Origin of the sequence: Pedobacter suwonensis (genome assembly GCF_044762335.1) — a bacterium.
Taxonomy (GTDB): domain Bacteria; phylum Bacteroidota; class Bacteroidia; order Sphingobacteriales; family Sphingobacteriaceae; genus Pedobacter.
The window spans coordinates 51,151-68,211 of record NZ_JBIWEB010000006.1; the positions used below are offsets into that span (position 1 = coordinate 51,151).

Sequence of the window (17,061 nt, forward strand, 5' to 3'; positions counted from 1 at the left end):
TCTCTTCATTGCGATGAGGTACCACGAAGCAATATTGATCATGAGCGGGTTTTTAGGATTGCTCCAAAAAAAAGGACAGGCTAAAAATGAAAAAACATTCCCGCATTGAAGATCGCTGTTAAATAACCTCCCTAATCTTCTTATTGTTTCCTACAATCCAAATAACGTCACCCTTGTCAAATACAAAATCTGATGAGGGGTTTAAGATGCGGTCGGCGCCCCTTTCTATACCCACTATTAAAGCTTGCGCTTTTTCCCGGATCCCTGCATTCCTGATGCTCAAACCATAAACCGGCGATTCGGTATGCACAACAACCTTTTGCAGGGTCATTTCTTTATCCGGAAAATTATTTTCTTCGGTTGTTTCTGGCGCATTAACTTCTAAAAGTGTCTTGACAGCTGCAAGTTGGTCATCTGCGCCGATCAATAACAATTTATCGTGTGGATAAAGCCGCTCATCTCTGCCCGGTGTTGGGATATTATTTCTCCCGCGTTCTATCAAGGCAATATTTACCCCGTATTTTTCCCTGATCATTAATTCCGTTAATGTTTTACCAACTACCTCAGATTCAGGAGAAACCCTGAGTTCTGTTAAGTGGGTGTCCCAGGGTAAAATATCTGGTTTCTGATTTTCCCTCGCATTTAAGTTCAATATGAACCGTCTTTCCAGTTTATCGTAAAATGACTGAAGTTTTCTGGAAAATATAACCATTCCCAGTACAATTAAAGCCAAAGCAATCAAGGCCGCGATCCAGGTATTAAAAAACTGATACATCAAAAATCCAACGAAAAATATGCCGAGCGCAACCCTGAAAAATTCGATTGCGATCAATGGTCCGCGGGTATATTTTTTGTTTAACCAAAGGTGAGCGTATGCTGTACGTTGGATCCTTCGGATAGATAAGGCCCATAAAAATGGCGACATCAATATAAAAGATACCACCACGCTGATGATAATGGAAGTTAAACTGTTTGCAATGTTGCCCGCAATAAACGGTTGTACATAACGGTAAGCCAGAAAGATTATCGCAATGATAATTACGGAATGGATTATAGTATTAAAGATGTACGAGCGTAATAAAACCTTCCAATCGCTCAAAGTGGTAATCCCCTCGGTACTCGAGCTATATCTTTCGATACCATCAAGCCATTTTTTTGGTAAAATACGGTTCAAATACTGATAAAAAGGTTCGGATAGCTTAATTAGATAGGGGGTTGTGAATGTGGTAACTGCCGCTGCTGCTACGGCGATCGGGTAAAGAAAATCGCTTGTTACTTTTAGGGTTAATCCTAATGAGGCAATGATGAACGAAAACTCACCAATTTGTGCCAAACTCATACCCGATTGTACTGAAGTTTTTAATGGCTGTCCGGACAATAATGCACCTAAAATGGTAAAAATGATTTTACCGAAAATGATAACCACAGTAGCTACTAAAATAGGAACAGCGTATTTAACCAGCATAGCAGGATCAATCAGCATACCAACTGAAACAAAGAAGACTGCGGCAAATAAGTCTTTTACTGATTTTGTTAGATGCTCTATTCTTTCAGCCTGGGTAGTCTCAGCTAAAATAGAACCCATAATAAATGCACCAAGGGCAGGAGAGAAGCCAACTTTATCAGCCAGTAAAACCATTACCAGACACAAAGCCAACGATACCACCAGCATGGTTTCGTCATTCATTAATTTTTTGGTTGCTTTAAGAAATGATGGAATTAAGAATATTCCGCCTAAGAACCAAAGTACCAGGAAGAAAGCCAGTTTTAAAATAGAATACAGCATTTCTGTACCTGCCGATTGCTGACTAACTGCAAGGGTAGAGAACAATACCAGGAGGAGGATAGCTACTAAATCTTCAACGATTAAAATTCCGAAAACCAGACCGGCAAACTTTTTATGCTTTAAACCAAGTTCTTCGAAAGCCTTAATGGTAATCATGGTTGATGAGATGGATAGGATTCCACCCAAAAACAGGCTGTCCATATCTTTCCAGCCCATGGCTTTCCCCACCAGGTAGCCGGCCAGGATGATAAATAATACTTTTACAATGGCCGTGATGGAAGCAGAACCTCCTACTTTAACCAGTTTTTTAAAGCTAAATTCCAGCCCTAAACTAAATAAAAGGAAAATAACTCCAATTTCGCCCCAAATGTTAATGCTTTTCGTATCGGTAACAGATGGAAAAAAATCTAAATGTGAGCCAACCAATAAGCCAGCCAATATATAACCCAAAACAAGGGGCTGCTTAATTTTTTTAAATATGAGTGTGGTTATCCCTGCGGCAGCAAGTATCAAGCCTAAATCAGCTATTAAATCAGGTAAGTGCATCTATAAAAATGAGTAATGGTGATAAATAATCTATCTTCGGACATCGTATGTATCCGGACAGGTATTAAATTTTTAATAAGATAAAATTATCTACCAAAAAACGTGTTTTGGATAGAGCATTTTAAACAAACACCAATAATTATACCTTAATCTTTTGATTATAACTTTGGTATTAACGATTTTGTTCTTAAGAAGAGGGAATAGCAAAAAAGTGATCGGTACAAGAGCGCCAAAAGATATTTTTAAAGGAGAAATACCAATAGAATCTTTTTGCAGGCTTTCGTTATCCTGATTCAAATTTGAATGCTGTCTGATGACTTTTTTGTCTGTAACCGAGCTTGTTTTCGTATATTTTGATTGTAGCTCACCTCTTTTCTTTTGCGATGCGATACCCGCAAAATTTATGGAAAGCGATAGAAATAAAACGATATAAAAAAGCCTCATTGCCGCTAATATAGCGAAAATAAGGCTTTTTTGAAAGGGAAAATTAGTAAAACTGACTGAATTATGCTTTTTGAATTGGATTACTAAAATTGAAATTTATAAATATTACCACTTAAGTTGTGCGTCGTACTGATCTGATTGCTATCGGATCAGCATGACGAATTCCGTTGAAGACACTGTGATGATCTACCGATTAAAATAAGCCAACGTAGCTTCCTTATCTTTTTGCAACTGAACAGTTAAAGCCTCTAAACCGGTAAATTTTACATCGTGGCGTAGGAATTTCAGGAAGTTCATTTTAATATCCTGACCATAAATTTCCTGGTTAAAATCAAAAATATTCACCTCAATATTCCTGGTCATGCCGTTAATGGTTGGTCGTTGACCGATGTAGGCCATGCCTTTATAAGTCCGCAGTCCGGAGTCCGGAGTCGGAAGTCCGCCTGTCGATTGCAAATCCTCTTTAAATTCCGAACTCATCTCTACCGTAACTGCATAAATGCCATCGCCTGGAATCAGTTTATAAATTTCTTCTACAAAGATATTGGCCGTTGGGAAGCCAATTGTTCTGCCTATTTTATCACCTTTAATCACCCTGCCAAAAATAGAGAAAGGGTAGCCGAGGTAATCGTTAGCCAGCTCAACATCACCGGCCAGCAGTGCCTGCCGTATCTTCGTTGAACTTACTGCCACATCGTGGATATCCTGTTCCATAATTTCTTCAACGGTAAAGCCGAAATGTGTACCGGCAGTTTTTAAAACGTTTAAATTGCCGGAACGGTCTTTACCAAAACGATGATCATAACCAATAATAATGTGTTTGGTGCCTATATTGTCAACCAAAATATTTTTAATGTAATCTTCTGGTAGTTGGTTGGAGAAATCGCGGGTAAAAGGCGTAATAATCAGATGATCTACACCTAACCGGTTTAAAATTTCTGCTTTTTCATTAATGGTATTGATCATTTTCAGGTCCTGGTTTTCAGGATCGATAATCATTCTTGGATGCGGGAAAAATGTTAAAATTACGCTTTCCCCATTGTCGGCCTTTGCCTTTTGTACCAGTTGTTTGATGATTTTTTGATGTCCGAAATGTACACCATCAAAAGTACCGATGGTTACAATGGCGTTAGCTAATTTTTTAAATTCCGAAAGGTTATTGTATATCTTCAATGGGATAAGGATTAATGTAATGCATGGCGTTTTACTACGCCGCCTTTTAAATCGGCAATTTGCTGTTGTATTACAAAAGCGTCTGAATCAATTTGCCTGATGGCGGTCTGCAATTTGCTCATTTCCAGTTTGGTAACAACGGTAAAAATAATATCAATATCTTTTTTTTCTCCATATCCACCCTCGCCTTTATAGATGGTAACACCACGTTTCATATCGTTAATGATAAAATCCTTGATGGCCTCCTGATGGTCTGATATAACGGTGACCCCAGTGTACTGTTCCAAGCCATTTACGATAAAATCGATCGTACTTGATGCTGATAAATAGGTTAAAATGGCATAAAGTGCCGTTTCGATATTTAAGAAATAGGCAGCAAAGGCAAAAATGATGATATTTAAAATCAGGATAATATTTCCAACGGTTAAAATGCTGTTTTTACTGATATAAAGCGCTAAAACTTCTGTGCCATCAATTACACAGCCGCCACGCATCGCTAAACCAATCCCACCGCCTAAAAACAGGCCTCCAAAAAATGCAATCAGCAATTTATCGTGCGTAATGGGTTGGAAAGGCAGAATAATTAGCGCGATTGAAAGCGTAGCAATCGCAATAGCCGTTTTGAGTGCAAAGCCTTTACCAATCTGCCTGTAACCTAAAATAACAAAGGGAATGTTGATGATGGCAATAAGGTATGATAAATTCCAGCCTGTTAAGGTGCTAACCAACAGGGAAATACCGGTAACACCACCATCAATAAAATGACTGGGCATTAAAAAGCTTTTTAAGCCAAAACATGCCGAGGTTACACCTGCAATTATTAAAAGGATTTCTTTAATAAACCTGGTGTTCCTGTTTTTGATATGGTTCATACAATTGCTTCGGTTTTAGCTTCTTCTTTCTTGTTACGAATATAATTAACAAGTTCTAATACCTCAAACGCATCTTTTAGCATAAAGTTTCCGCTTCGGGTACGGGTTAGTTTAGAAAGATAAGCTCCGCTATTTAAAGTTTTACCGAAATCGGATATCAATGAACGGATATAGGTACCTTTACTGCAAACAATCCTGAAATCGATTTCAGGGAGTTCGATCCTGGTAATTTCAAATTCCGGTACACTTACAAAACGTTTTCGTAACTCAACTTCTTCGCCCAGTCTGGCTTTTACGTATAAACGTTCGCCATTTACCTTTACTGCTGAGTGCGCAGGAGGATATTGTTCGATATCGCCAATAAATGGTTGGCAGGCTGCATAAATTTCTTCTTTGGTAATGTTGCTGATATCGAATGTTTCATCAACCTCGGTTTCCATATCGAATGATGGGGTAGTAGCACCTAAAATCATGGTGCCGGTATATTCCTTCTCTTCAGCCTGAAAAGTATCGATCTGTTTGGTCAGCTTGCCTGTACATATAATCAACAGGCCTGTAGCGAGCGGATCTAAAGTTCCGGCATGGCCAACCTTTAATTTTAGCGGTTTTAAAGAATTACGGATTTTGCCCACCACATCAAATGAGGTCCATTTGTATGGTTTGTTAATTAAAAGCAATTCGCCTTCAGCAAAATTGAAATCTTTGAATTTAGGATTTTCAGTACTCACAAATCTTTTTTGCGCAAAGATACGGATTCAATATTGTTTTTTAACACATGTGAAAAAGATGCACACCTGTTACAATTATTGTATCAACCTGTGGTTAATAGTTTCGGATTATATAATCTGTAAATTATGTCCGCTTAGCAAAAGGATGATAATAATTAAACCTGCTGCAATCCTATACCATCCAAAAACTTTGAAACCATGTTTGTTCAGGTATCCGATAAAACTTTTTATCGCTAAAAGTGCTACAATAAATGCAACAACGTTTCCGATAATCAGCAGGTTGGTTTGGTCATGCGTAATGGTGTGTCCTTCTTTATAAAAGTCGTACAATTTTTTAGCAGTTGCAGCAAACATGGTGGGTACTGCCAGGAAAAACGAGAATTCTGCTGCCACTTTTCTGCTTAATTTCTGACTCATTCCGCCCACAATAGTTGCTCCAGAACGTGATACACCTGGTAGCATGGCAATACATTGGAAGAATCCGATTTTAAGCGCCGTTAAATAGCTGATTTCCTCTTCTTCATTAATGGTTGGTTTGTTAAACCATTTGTCTACAAATAATAAAATAACACCTCCGATTAACAATGAAATACCAACGGCCATCGGGCTTTCTAATAATTCGTCGATTTTTTTGCTCAATAACAAACCAAATACGGCTGCGGGAATAAAGGCTACCAGCAATTTAATGTAGAAATTTATCGATTTAAAAAACCTTTTGAAATAGAGTATAAGCACCGAAAGTATCGCACCCAGTTGAATCACAATGGTAAAAAGTTTTACAAATGGTTCTGAGGCAATGCCCATAAGCGATGATGCAATGATCATGTGGCCTGTGCTCGATACAGGTAAAAATTCGGTTAATCCTTCAACAATGGCAAGGACTATAGCTTCAAAAGCGTTCATAATTTTTTAGGAAAGAAAAGTAATAAAGAAAATGCTCAATCAATCAATTAATTAAGCATTTTAATATTCCTAATTGGATAAATTTATTTTTTTAAGATGGCATAAATACCAAAAGCGAAACCTGCCAACACCACCATCGGCGCCAGTAAAGTTCTTCTGAAATCGTAAATATCACCAGTGCTGCCCATCATCAGGATAAAACCAACTGCTACGATTGCAATGCTGATTAACAACAACTGATAATTTTTTTTGGTGAAAACCAATTCGTTTTTAACGTCCTTTACAACCGGACCTGTTTTTTTTTCTGCCATTATCTATAAAGATGATAAGATTTTAAACGTAAATATCTGCTTACTGCAAACCATGTACTAATTCCTGTTATAAAAATACCCACAATTAGAAGGCCTATAAATACAAAGCCAAATTCCTGGTAGTTATTTAAAATAATAATTTCAGGCACCTCTTTGCGGGCGTAAATTAAAGTAGCCAATAAAATAATAATGGCTATAAATGCCGCAATTAAGCCATGTAAAGCCGCATACAGTAAGAAAGGACGTCGGATAAAATTTTTCGTTGCACCAACCAGCTGCATACTTTTAATTAAAAATCGCTGCGAGTAGATTGCTAATCTTATGGTGTTGTTAATCAGTGCTATTGAAATAATTAATAGTAGTGCCGCAAAGGCTAAAATAATTAAACCGATGGTGTTGATATTTTTGTTTACCATATCAATTAAAGAACTCTGGTAAACTACTTCTTTCACTACAGGATTTTTAGAAATACTGGTTTTTAAAGCCTCGATACTTTTATTGTTTGCATATTCTGCTTTTAAGTACACATCAAAGGTAGAAGTTAGTGGGTTGTATCCCAGAAAATTAACAAAATCCTCGCCTAAATCCTGAGTTAAGTTTCTGGCTGCAAGCTCTTTATTTACATATTGGGTCTGCTTTACCGCCGGGTTGGCATTCAGTTCTTTCTGGAAAGCCAAAACATCAGCTTCTTTTGCGCCTTCATCAACAATAATGTTTAAAACAATGTTTTCTTTGACGTAGTTAGATAGGTTTTTGGCGTGTACAAGTACTAAACCAAGTAATCCAAGCATTAATAAAACCAAGGCAATACTGATGATAGTAGAGATATAAACGGTTTTGGTTTTCTTAGATGCATCACTTACTTCGAATTCTTCCATGTATTTCATTTTTGTTTCTGCGAAAATATAAATTATACCTGATAAACGCCAATTAATGAATGTTAAATGAATACTAACGTACGCGATCTGCTTTTAGTTTGAAGATTAAATCTTCAATCAAGGTGGTCCTTTTTCTAAAGACGGTACGAAATTTGTCAAAAAGGCGTTAATTATGGATATCGTAAAACTAAATTTAACTATGAACAGACAAATTACCATTTTTAGCCTATTCTTTTTTATCGCTTCTACATTGATTTCCTGCAAAAAAGACACTACTTCTTTAAAAGCCCAAATGATGGGTAAATGGACATTAAATAAAATTGTAACTTCTGGATACACCGCTGAAGAAACTTTGAAAGATCCAAAAAAAATGAACGGAACGGTTAATTATGGTACTTCAAGTGATTATATCGACTTTAAGTCAAACAATGATGACCAGGTAGAGTTGAGTTTATCAGGAAACAGGACCATCGGAACTTACGTAATCATATATTCTGATCAGTTTAGCATGGATATTAACGATGGCTTGAATTATTGTAAGGTAAACAGTATTACGGCAAACAAACTAGAGTTTACGGCTAAAATTGATAAAACTAACGTAACCAAAGTATATTCTTTATCAAGATAAGAACTTAATCCCCCAATTATTTGCTGCGCCATTGGTTTGAAGATCAATGGCGCTTTTTTGTGGTTTTGGATAGAAGCTTTGGTCTCGGGTTTTACGAACTTACACCGAATAGCAAATAAAGATTTACCATAGCAAAGGTTTATCATAATCTTAATCTACTTTGAATTTGTCACTTTGAGCCTGTCGAAACGCTTCGTAAGATATTTAAGTCAGATCCTTCGACAAGCTCAGGATGACAATTCCGTATTCTATAGATACATTATTTTAATAGAAAATCATTTTTGATGGGTAAATCAATATTTAGGTATTAAATTATTGTGCTTTCAGTTGTTCCAACTAACAAAACATAATTTAGATTTCACTTATCTTGAATGCTCCGATAGTCAGATGGAAACATCTGACTACACGAAAGAATTGCAGATTTTAGTCTTAACTTGTTCTCATTCTGCATTTCTATCTAGTAAATATTATCCTGAATCTCCTTTTTTAAGCCCCTTAATTTCCGTATTTTCGCCCCTTTAAACATTTAAAACTTGCAATGGATTACCAATTCAAAGAAATAGAGCAAAAGTGGCAGAAATTCTGGGCAGATCATCAAACTTTTAAAGCCGAAAGCAATTCTGAGAAACCAAAATACTATGTGTTAGATATGTTTCCTTATCCATCAGGAGCAGGCTTACACGTTGGGCACCCGCTGGGTTACATTGCATCAGATATTTTTTCGAGATATAAACGCCTTAAAGGCTTTAATGTATTGCACCCGATGGGTTACGATTCGTTCGGTTTACCAGCAGAGCAATACGCCATACAAACCGGGCAACATCCTGCTATTACTACTGAAGCTAATATCGCTACCTACCGCAGGCAGTTAGACCAGATTGGTTTTTCTTTCGATTGGAGCAGGGAAGTGCGTACCAGTGAACCATCATATTACAAATGGACACAATGGATTTTTATGCAGTTGTTTAATTCCTGGTATAACATCGAAAACGACAGGGCCGAGGACATTAGCACGCTGATCGAAAAATTCAATGCATCAGGTACCGCTGATGTAAAAGCGGTATGCGATGAAGATACCAGGGTATTTTTGCCAAGTGATTGGGCAACCTTTACAGAAGAAGAAAAACAGATCGAATTGTTAAAATACCGCCTAACTTACCTGCGTGAAAGTACGGTAAACTGGTGCCCGGCATTGGGGACTGTTTTAGCGAATGATGAAGTGAAAGACGGTTTTTCTGAGCGAGGCGGATTCCCTGTTGAGCAAAAGAAAATGATGCAGTGGAGTATGCGTATTACCGCTTATTCAGACAGGCTTTTGCAAGGTTTGGATACCATCGACTGGCCGGAACCGATTAAAGAAATGCAACGCAACTGGATTGGTAAGAGCGTTGGGGCATCAGTTAAATTCCAGGTGGAAGGAAATGATAAGCAGATTGAAGTATTCACCACCCGTGTAGATACTATTTTTGGTGTTTCGTACCTGGTATTGGCCCCGGAACACGAATGGGTTGCCGAATTGACCACACCAGAACAAAAAGAAGAAATTGCAAATTATATTGCTGTAACCAAAAAGAAATCGGAATTAGACCGTATGGCTGATACCAAAACGGTATCGGGTGCTTTTACGGGTACTTATGTGATTAATCCGGTAAGTGGTGAGCGCGTGCAGTTGTGGATTGCGGATTATGTATTGGCAGGCTATGGAACCGGTGCGGTGATGGGGGTTCCGAGCGGCGATCAGCGCGACTGGTTATTTGCCAAACATTTTAATTTGCCGATTGTACAGATTTTAGATGCACAGAAAGATATCGATGTACAGGCAGACCCAACAAAAGAAGGAAGATACATTAATTCTGGTTTTATTAACGGAATGGAATACAAAGAGGCGGTTGCCTTTTTGAATAATTGGTTGGAAGAACGTGGTGCAGGCAAGGCAAAGGTAAACTTCCGTCAGCGTGACGCGATTTTTGGACGCCAGCGTTATTGGGGTGAGCCTATTCCGGTTTATTTTAAAGATGGATTGCCTTATCTGGTTAAGGAAGAAGAACTGCCATTGTTGCTTCCTGAAATTGATAAATATTTACCGACCGAAACAGGTGAACCACCATTGGCCAGGGCCGAAAACTGGTTGCCTAAAGATGGCGGACATTATGAATTAAGCACCATGCCGGGGTGGGCCGGAAGCAGCTGGTACTGGTACCGTTATATGGATGCCAATAATAACAACAATTTTGCCTCAAAAGAAGCAGTTGAATATTGGAAAGATGTGGATTTGTACATCGGTGGTTCTGAACATGCAACCGGCCATTTATTGTACAGCCGTTTCTGGAATAAATTTTTGAAAGATTTGGGTTATACCAAAGAAGAAGAGCCTTTCAAAAAACTGATTAACCAGGGGATGATTCAGGGTAGGAGTAATTTTGTTTACCGCGTTAACGACGAGAATGGAAAACCTACCAATACCTATGTATCTGCTGGTTTAAGAAAAGAATATAAAACCTCGGCATTACACGTTGATGTGAATATTGTTGAAAACGATACTTTAGACCTAACTAAATTCAAAGCCTGGAGAGAAGAATATGCCAATGCTGAATTTATTCTGGAAAGTGGAAAATACATCTGCGGTGTTGAGGTAGAAAAAATGTCGAAATCAAAATTCAACGTGGTTAATCCCGATGATTTGATTGAGCGTTATGGTGCCGATACGTTGCGTATGTACGAAATGTTTTTGGGGCCTTTGGAGCAGAGCAAACCCTGGAATACCAATGGAATTGAAGGCGTATTTAAATTCCTGCGTAAATTCTGGAGATTATTCCACAACGAGTCATGGGAATTCACCGTATCTGATGCTGAATCTACCAAAGCTGAATTGAAATCATTGCACAAAATCATTAAAAAGGTACAGGATGATATTGAGCGTTTCTCGTTCAACACTTCTGTATCAAGTTTTATGATTGCGGTAAATGAATTAACGGACCTGAAATGTAAAAACCACCAGATTTTGCAAGACATGGTGATTATTCTTTCACCATATGCGCCGCATATCTGCGAAGAACTTTGGGTATTATTGGGTAACGAAGCGGGAACTTTATCATATGCTGCCTTCCCAACATTTAAGCCTGAGTATTTAGTAGAAGATGAGTTTGCTTATCCGGTTTCTATTAACGGTAAAATGAAAATGAACCTGAATTTGAGCTTAACTTTAGCACAACCAGAAGTAGAAAGCATTTTATTGGCTGATGAGCAATTCCAAAAATTTCTGGATGGAAAGCCAACCAAAAAAATTATTTTCGTTAAAGGAAAGATTATTAATGTAGTGGTTTAAAGATAGAAGGCGGAAGGTAATAGGGTGGAAGGTTTTCCATTGCAATTGCCCTTAGAGAGGTGGAAGGCGGAAGGTTAATAGAGCCGAAGGTTTTCCTTGCAATCTCCTAAACTGGAAATATAAAAACCCGGGTTACGTTTCGTAATCCGGGTTTTTATATAATGGTATCGTCATTCCCGCGCAGGCGGGAATCTTAAAGCGTATTGCATTATGATTAAAAATGATGTGATTAATGACGCGACACTTCAGCACTGTTAATATAAAAAACAAACCCAAGCTGTATTTTAAAACTCGGGTTTTATTAGGTTATTTTGAGATTGGGTTTTAAGCCTTCCAGCCTTCAGCCTCACTAATCTCTTTTCCTTCTGTTTCCGCCAAATCTCCTGTTATTGCTCGCATTGCGAGGTTTGCCGCTCATATTGCCATCGCCACCTTTTTTTGCGCCACCACCGCCTTTAGATTGGGCTTGCGGTTTACGTTTTACCTGGTTTTTGGCTAACATACTTTCCCAGCTTAACGGATAGGGGTGATCATCAACAACCGGAAGCGTAATTTTAATCAGTTTCTGAATATCCAGCAGGTATTCGTTCTCTTCAGCATCACAGAACGAAATGGCAATACCATTTGCGCCTGCGCGGCCCGTACGGCCAATCCGGTGAACATAAGATTCAGGAATGTTTGGCAATTCAAAATTGAACACATGTGACAGCTGATCAATATCAATACCACGGGCGGCAATATCGGTGGCAACCAAAACGCGGATTTTCCTGTCCTTAAAATCTGTCAATGCCCTTTGTCTGGCATTTTGCGATTTATTGCCGTGTATAGCCGCCGCTTTGATCCCGGCATGGCCTAAATCCTTAACAATACGGTCTGCACCATGTTTGGTACGCGTAAAAACCAAGGCTGTCTGGATATTTTTATCTTCAAGAAGATGGATCAATAATTTCTTTTTATCTGGTTTGTCTACAAAATAAACCGATTGCACAATGGTTTCGGCGGTAGAAGAAATCGGAGTCACTTCTACTTTCGTCGGACTGGATAAGATGGTATTGGCCAATTTCTGGATTTCATCGGGCATGGTTGCCGAGAAAAATAAGGTCTGGCGTTTGGCAGGCAATTTAGCCACTACTCTTTTTACATCGTGGATAAAGCCCATATCCAACATTCTGTCAGCTTCATCTAAAACGAACAGTTCAATCGTATTCAGGTTAATAAAGCCCTGGTTCATTAAATCGAGCAAACGGCCGGGAGTGGCCACTAGAATATCAACTCCTTTTTTCAATGCCTCTACCTGCGAGAACTGGTTTACGCCACCAAAAATTACCAGATGGCGAAGATTTAAATTTTTGCCATAGGCTTTAAAGCTTTCCTCAATCTGGATAGCCAGTTCGCGGGTTGGTGTTAAAACCAATGCCTTGATATTTTTGGTTGCCTTGGTATTGATGTGTTTTTCGTGCAGTAACTGCAGCATCGGAATGGCAAAAGCAGCCGTTTTTCCGGTACCGGTTTGCGCGCAACCCAATAAATCTTTTCCTTTTAATATGGTTGGGATGGATTGCTCCTGTATGGGTGTTGGTTGTGAATAACCTTCGGTCTCAAGCGCCTTTAAAATTGGCTCAATGAGGTTTAAGTCTTTGAATAACATGTATGTTTTTTATAATTTATCGAAGAAGCTAGAACAATCAATTTGCTGAAGGACTAACTTGCGGAGAGAATATGCCATTCAGAATGGCAAGCCCTTATTCCTGCTTCGGTGGCAAAGATACGAAAAAAAGTGCCACTAGTATATTTTATGGTAAATCTAATCTGAATCTTGATTATCATACAATTTATGTTTTTAAATATTACATATAGTAATTTTTAAACAGTATTTTTCGGATTTTTAATTTGTAGTATAATTATTTTTATATGTATATTTATTATTATTTAAGTGTATTTTTTACACTAATGATTACTGGCTTTGAAAATACCGTTATGTAAACTATAAATTAAACAAGTTAAAACCTGTCTAACCAACTACCTATGAGAAAAAAACTACTTACCCGCAGAAGAAATCCATTCTTCTTCCATACCTGCCTTTTTTTGAAATTATCCCAACCGGGCGGATGGACTTTATAAATACTTCATCGTGAGCTGATTAAATAAAGCGATGCTACTGGGTTTATTAAGCCAGGTCGCATCGGATTATAAATACGCATTATTTAACTAATCAATATAAACCTATGAAACAAAATTTATTCTGTATCAGGAGGGGGTTTCTTCTCTTGTGTTTAGGGATTTTATTTGCACTTGGTGCAATGGCCCAAACAAGAATCACTGGTAAAGTTATTGCGAGTGATGACAAATTACCCGTTGTTGGTGCAACTATCAAAATCAAGAATGGAACCGGGGGTACGACTACAGATGCCAACGGAACATTCTCTTTAAATGCAAAACCTACTGACGTACTAGTGATTTCATTTATTGGATATGGAGGTAAGGAAGTAACGGTAGGTTCGCAAACCAGTATTACGGTTATTTTGCAGGCCGAGAACAACAATTTAACCGAAGTAGTGGTAACCGGTTATTCCGCTCAGAGAAAAAAAGATTTAACTGGGGCCGTTGCAGTAGTAAGTATGGATTTACTGAAAGCCCAACCCGCCGCAAGTGCTGTAGAGGCACTTCAGGGTAAAGCAACAGGGGTGCAGATTGTAAATGACGGTGCGCCCGGTTCCACACCACAAATCAGAATCAGGGGTAACAGTACCATTAATAATAACGACCCGCTTTATGTGATTGATGGAGTGCCTTTTGAAGGAAAGTTATCCTGGCTCAACCAAAATGATATCGAAAGTATGCAAGTTCTCAAGGATGCTTCTTCAGCTTCTATTTATGGGGCGCGGGCCAATAATGGTGTTGTAATTATCACGACAAAAAAAGGGGTATCCGGTGCACCAAAAATTACACTTGATTCTTATTATGGCACGCAGGTGCCAAGACGGAGCAGCTTTCCTGAAATGATGAATCCTCAGCAATACGCACAATATGTATTTGATGGATATACCAATGCGGGCAAACCGATTGCGGCAGGTAAAAACTATGGTTCGGGTGCTACCCCTGTATTGCCCGAATATTTAGTGGCAGGTTTAAAACTTGGCCAGGAGGTAACGGCGGCAGACGCAGACCCTGCCAGATATAATTACAGTCGTGATCCGAATTTATTTTACCAAATTACAAAGGCCAATAAAGAAGGTACCAATTGGTTTAGGGAAATTACGGAGGCTGCGCCTGTTCAAAATTATCAGCTTAGCGCTTCAGGTGGCGGAGAAAATGCAACTTATGCCGTTAGTGCGGGATACCTGAATCAAAAAGGCACGATAAAGTATACTGATTTTAAACGTTATAGTTTTAGATCCAATACGGGGATATCTGCGTTTAATAAACGTGTACGTTTTGGAGAGAATGTTCAGTATAGTTATACGGAAGGTTACGGATTCGGGGTTAACCCGAATACCCCAGGTGGTTACCAGGATCAGGGAAGTGCGCTAGGCTGGGCATACCGGATCCCTACCATTATCCCGGTTTATGATATTGCCGGAAACTTTGCCGGTAGTCGGGGTAGCCAGTTAGGTAATGCCGAAAATCCGCTTGCCTTTTTATACAGGGCAAAAGACAATGTCAATAAAAACAATTTCTTTTTTGGTAACATTTTTGGCGAGGGCGATATCATTCCCGGTTTGGTATTAAAAACTAATTTTGGTATACGTTATGAAAACTATAATGGTTTATCTATGCGTTATCCGAACCTCGAATTTTCTGAAGGTAATAATTCAAATAATTTGAATGAATATCAGGGATATAATACGGAATGGACCTGGACAAATACCTTAAATTATAGTAAAGTAATTAATGAAGAGCACAAAATAAGTGCATTAATCGGCACGGAGGCGATCAGGTCGAGATCCAGACAACTGAATGGAGGCCGTAATGATTTCTTTCTCTTGGGGAATCCTGATTATTATTACCTGACTACCGGTTCTTCAAACATTAACAACTCCAGTACCGGAGCAGTAGGGTCATTATTTTCCGTATTTGGTAAACTCGATTATTCGTTTAAAGATCGCTACCTGGCTAGTTTCACTATCCGTCGGGATGGTTCATCTAACTTTGGAGAGGCGAATAAGTATGGTAATTTTCCAGCGGTTAGTGCCGGATGGCGAGTATCTGAAGAGGAATTTATGAAGGGTGTTAAATGGATTACGGATTTAAAACTTCGGGGCGGATACGGAGAAACCGGTAACCAGCGGATACCACCATATAACTACATGAACAGGTACGAAAGTTCTATTGCCAATGCTGCCTATGCAGTTGGTGGTGGAAATGGCCTTATCACTGGTGTGCGCCAAAATGCTTATCAAAACCCCGATATCAAATGGGAAGCAGTAAAATCTTTAAATATTGGTCTTGATTTTACCCTATGGGGCGGAGCTATTGATGGATCTGTTGATTGGTATAACAAAAAAACAACTGATATGCTTTATCCTGTGCCGTTACCATCAAGTGTAGTTGGTTTAGGAAGTTCGCCATTCGTAAACATTGGCGATATGAGCAATAAAGGGGTCGAATTTAATGTGGCTTATCATTATGGAAGAAATGCAGATAGCCCTTTTAAATTTGACGTTGGTTTAAATTTTTCAAAAAACAACAATGAAATTGTAAAGCTGGCACCTGGTATTTTTAACCAGGTATATGGTAATTACAGGAGTTTACAAACCAGTGTACTACAGGAAGGTTCACCTCTTGGCTCATTTTTTGGCTATAAAACAGCAGGAATTTATCAGAGTACAACCGATATCCAAAATAATCCTTCTTATGCTGGCGCAAGGGTGGGTGGCTTACGTTATCAGGATATTAATGGTGACGGAGTAATTGATCCGAAAGACCGCACCATAATTGGAAATCCAAATCCTGATTTCACCTATGGGATCAACCTAAATGCATCTTACAAAAACTTCGATATTTCTGCTTTCTTATATGGTGTGCAGGGAAATGACATTTTTGAGGCTACCCGTTATTTTACCGATTTTCCTTCCTTTGATGGTGCAAAAAGTGTTAGATTACTTAATGCATGGAGTCCAACCAATACCTCAAGTCTGATTCCATCTTCTTATGCAGGCGCTTCAGATCTGGAGTTTGCATCTTCAAGCTATTACATCCAGAAAGGAAGCTTTTTGAGGTTGAAAAATTTACAAATTGGCTATTCTATCCCAACAGCAAAAGTTTTTGGTCAAAATTCCGGTATCAGTAAATTAAGGGTATATGTGAGTACAAGTAACTTATTTACCATTACAAAATATACAGGCCTGGATCCGGAGATCAGTCAGATTGTAGACACTTTTACTGCTCCGGGAGTAGATCAAGGGGTTTATCCGTCACCACGTCAATTTTTAATCGGTATTAATGTTGGATTTTAATTAAAAGATAT

At 38.6% G+C, this 17,061-nt stretch carries 11 protein-coding genes; 3 read left to right on the plus strand and 8 right to left on the minus strand.

All coding sequences use genetic code 11. The features are described from left to right. Nucleotides 1-118: 118 nt before the first annotated feature. From ACIQXP_RS11505 to ACIQXP_RS11535, 7 genes are all read right to left on the minus strand, one after another. Nucleotides 119-2,332 (minus strand): cation:proton antiporter domain-containing protein, encoded by a 2,214-nt coding sequence (locus tag ACIQXP_RS11505; RefSeq protein ID WP_293744613.1) that lies wholly within the window; start codon nucleotides 2,330-2,332, stop codon nucleotides 119-121. Nucleotides 2,333-2,962: 630 nt separating this feature from the next. Further along, nucleotides 2,963-3,949, minus strand: coding sequence for a bifunctional riboflavin kinase/FAD synthetase (locus ACIQXP_RS11510; protein WP_293744612.1), 987 nt, complete (start codon nucleotides 3,947-3,949; stop codon nucleotides 2,963-2,965). A gap of 11 nt (nucleotides 3,950-3,960) precedes the next feature. Beyond that, nucleotides 3,961-4,821 (minus strand): YitT family protein, encoded by an 861-nt coding sequence (locus tag ACIQXP_RS11515; protein ID WP_293744611.1) that lies wholly within the window; start codon nucleotides 4,819-4,821, stop codon nucleotides 3,961-3,963. Beyond that, nucleotides 4,818-5,549: a tRNA pseudouridine(55) synthase TruB gene (truB, locus tag ACIQXP_RS11520; RefSeq protein ID WP_293744610.1), complete on the minus strand. Its 732-nt coding sequence runs from the start codon at nucleotides 5,547-5,549 to the stop codon at nucleotides 4,818-4,820. The genes ACIQXP_RS11515 and truB overlap by 4 nt, the downstream gene beginning before the upstream one ends. A gap of 108 nt (nucleotides 5,550-5,657) precedes the next feature. Beyond that, the gene (locus ACIQXP_RS11525; protein WP_293744609.1) at nucleotides 5,658-6,452 is read right to left on the minus strand and encodes an undecaprenyl-diphosphate phosphatase; all 795 of its coding nucleotides are present in this window, start codon (nucleotides 6,450-6,452) and stop codon (nucleotides 5,658-5,660) included. An 83-nt stretch (nucleotides 6,453-6,535) separates the two neighbouring features. Further along, nucleotides 6,536-6,763: a DUF3098 domain-containing protein gene (locus ACIQXP_RS11530; protein ID WP_090981518.1), complete on the minus strand. Its 228-nt coding sequence runs from the start codon at nucleotides 6,761-6,763 to the stop codon at nucleotides 6,536-6,538. Beyond that, nucleotides 6,763-7,641 (minus strand): cell division protein FtsX, encoded by an 879-nt coding sequence (locus tag ACIQXP_RS11535; RefSeq protein WP_293744608.1) that lies wholly within the window; start codon nucleotides 7,639-7,641, stop codon nucleotides 6,763-6,765. The genes ACIQXP_RS11530 and ACIQXP_RS11535 overlap by 1 nt, the downstream gene beginning before the upstream one ends. Nucleotides 7,642-7,840: 199 nt before the next feature. Here ACIQXP_RS11535 and ACIQXP_RS11540 point away from each other — a divergent pair, with 199 nt between their 5' ends. After that, nucleotides 7,841-8,269 (plus strand): hypothetical protein, encoded by a 429-nt coding sequence (locus ACIQXP_RS11540; RefSeq protein ID WP_293744607.1) that lies wholly within the window; start codon nucleotides 7,841-7,843, stop codon nucleotides 8,267-8,269. 538 nt (nucleotides 8,270-8,807) lie between these two features. After that, nucleotides 8,808-11,594: a leucine--tRNA ligase gene (gene leuS, locus ACIQXP_RS11545; protein ID WP_293744606.1), complete on the plus strand. Its 2,787-nt coding sequence runs from the start codon at nucleotides 8,808-8,810 to the stop codon at nucleotides 11,592-11,594. A gap of 349 nt (nucleotides 11,595-11,943) precedes the next feature. Here leuS and ACIQXP_RS11550 read toward each other — a convergent pair whose 3' ends face one another. Then, on the minus strand, nucleotides 11,944-13,242 hold the full coding sequence (locus tag ACIQXP_RS11550; protein WP_293744605.1) for a DEAD/DEAH box helicase: 1,299 nt from the start codon (nucleotides 13,240-13,242) through the stop codon (nucleotides 11,944-11,946). A gap of 577 nt (nucleotides 13,243-13,819) precedes the next feature. On the opposite strand from ACIQXP_RS11550, the gene ACIQXP_RS11555 reads away from it, so the two are divergent. Beyond that, a complete protein-coding gene (locus ACIQXP_RS11555; RefSeq protein ID WP_387503852.1) occupies nucleotides 13,820-17,050 on the plus strand; it encodes a SusC/RagA family TonB-linked outer membrane protein in 3,231 nt (1,076 codons plus the stop codon). Nucleotides 17,051-17,061 lie beyond the last annotated feature (11 nt).

Excerpts from the sequence above, each read along its gene's own strand:
- ACIQXP_RS11505 (WP_293744613.1), bottom strand. The coding sequence starts at position 2,332 with ATGCACTTACCTGATTTAATAGCTGATTTAGGCTTGATACTTGCTGCC.
- ACIQXP_RS11515 (WP_293744611.1), bottom strand. The coding sequence starts at position 4,821 with ATGAACCATATCAAAAACAGGAACACCAGGTTTATTAAAGAAATCCTT.
- ACIQXP_RS11525 (WP_293744609.1), bottom strand. The coding sequence starts at position 6,452 with ATGAACGCTTTTGAAGCTATAGTCCTTGCCATTGTTGAAGGATTAACC.
- ACIQXP_RS11530 (WP_090981518.1), bottom strand. The coding sequence starts at position 6,763 with ATGGCAGAAAAAAAAACAGGTCCGGTTGTAAAGGACGTTAAAAACGAA.
- ACIQXP_RS11535 (WP_293744608.1), bottom strand. The coding sequence starts at position 7,641 with ATGGAAGAATTCGAAGTAAGTGATGCATCTAAGAAAACCAAAACCGTT.
- ACIQXP_RS11540 (WP_293744607.1), top strand. The coding sequence starts at position 7,841 with ATGAACAGACAAATTACCATTTTTAGCCTATTCTTTTTTATCGCTTCT.
- leuS (WP_293744606.1), top strand. The coding sequence starts at position 8,808 with ATGGATTACCAATTCAAAGAAATAGAGCAAAAGTGGCAGAAATTCTGG.
- ACIQXP_RS11550 (WP_293744605.1), bottom strand. The coding sequence starts at position 13,242 with ATGTTATTCAAAGACTTAAACCTCATTGAGCCAATTTTAAAGGCGCTT.
- ACIQXP_RS11555 (WP_387503852.1), top strand. The coding sequence starts at position 13,820 with ATGAAACAAAATTTATTCTGTATCAGGAGGGGGTTTCTTCTCTTGTGT.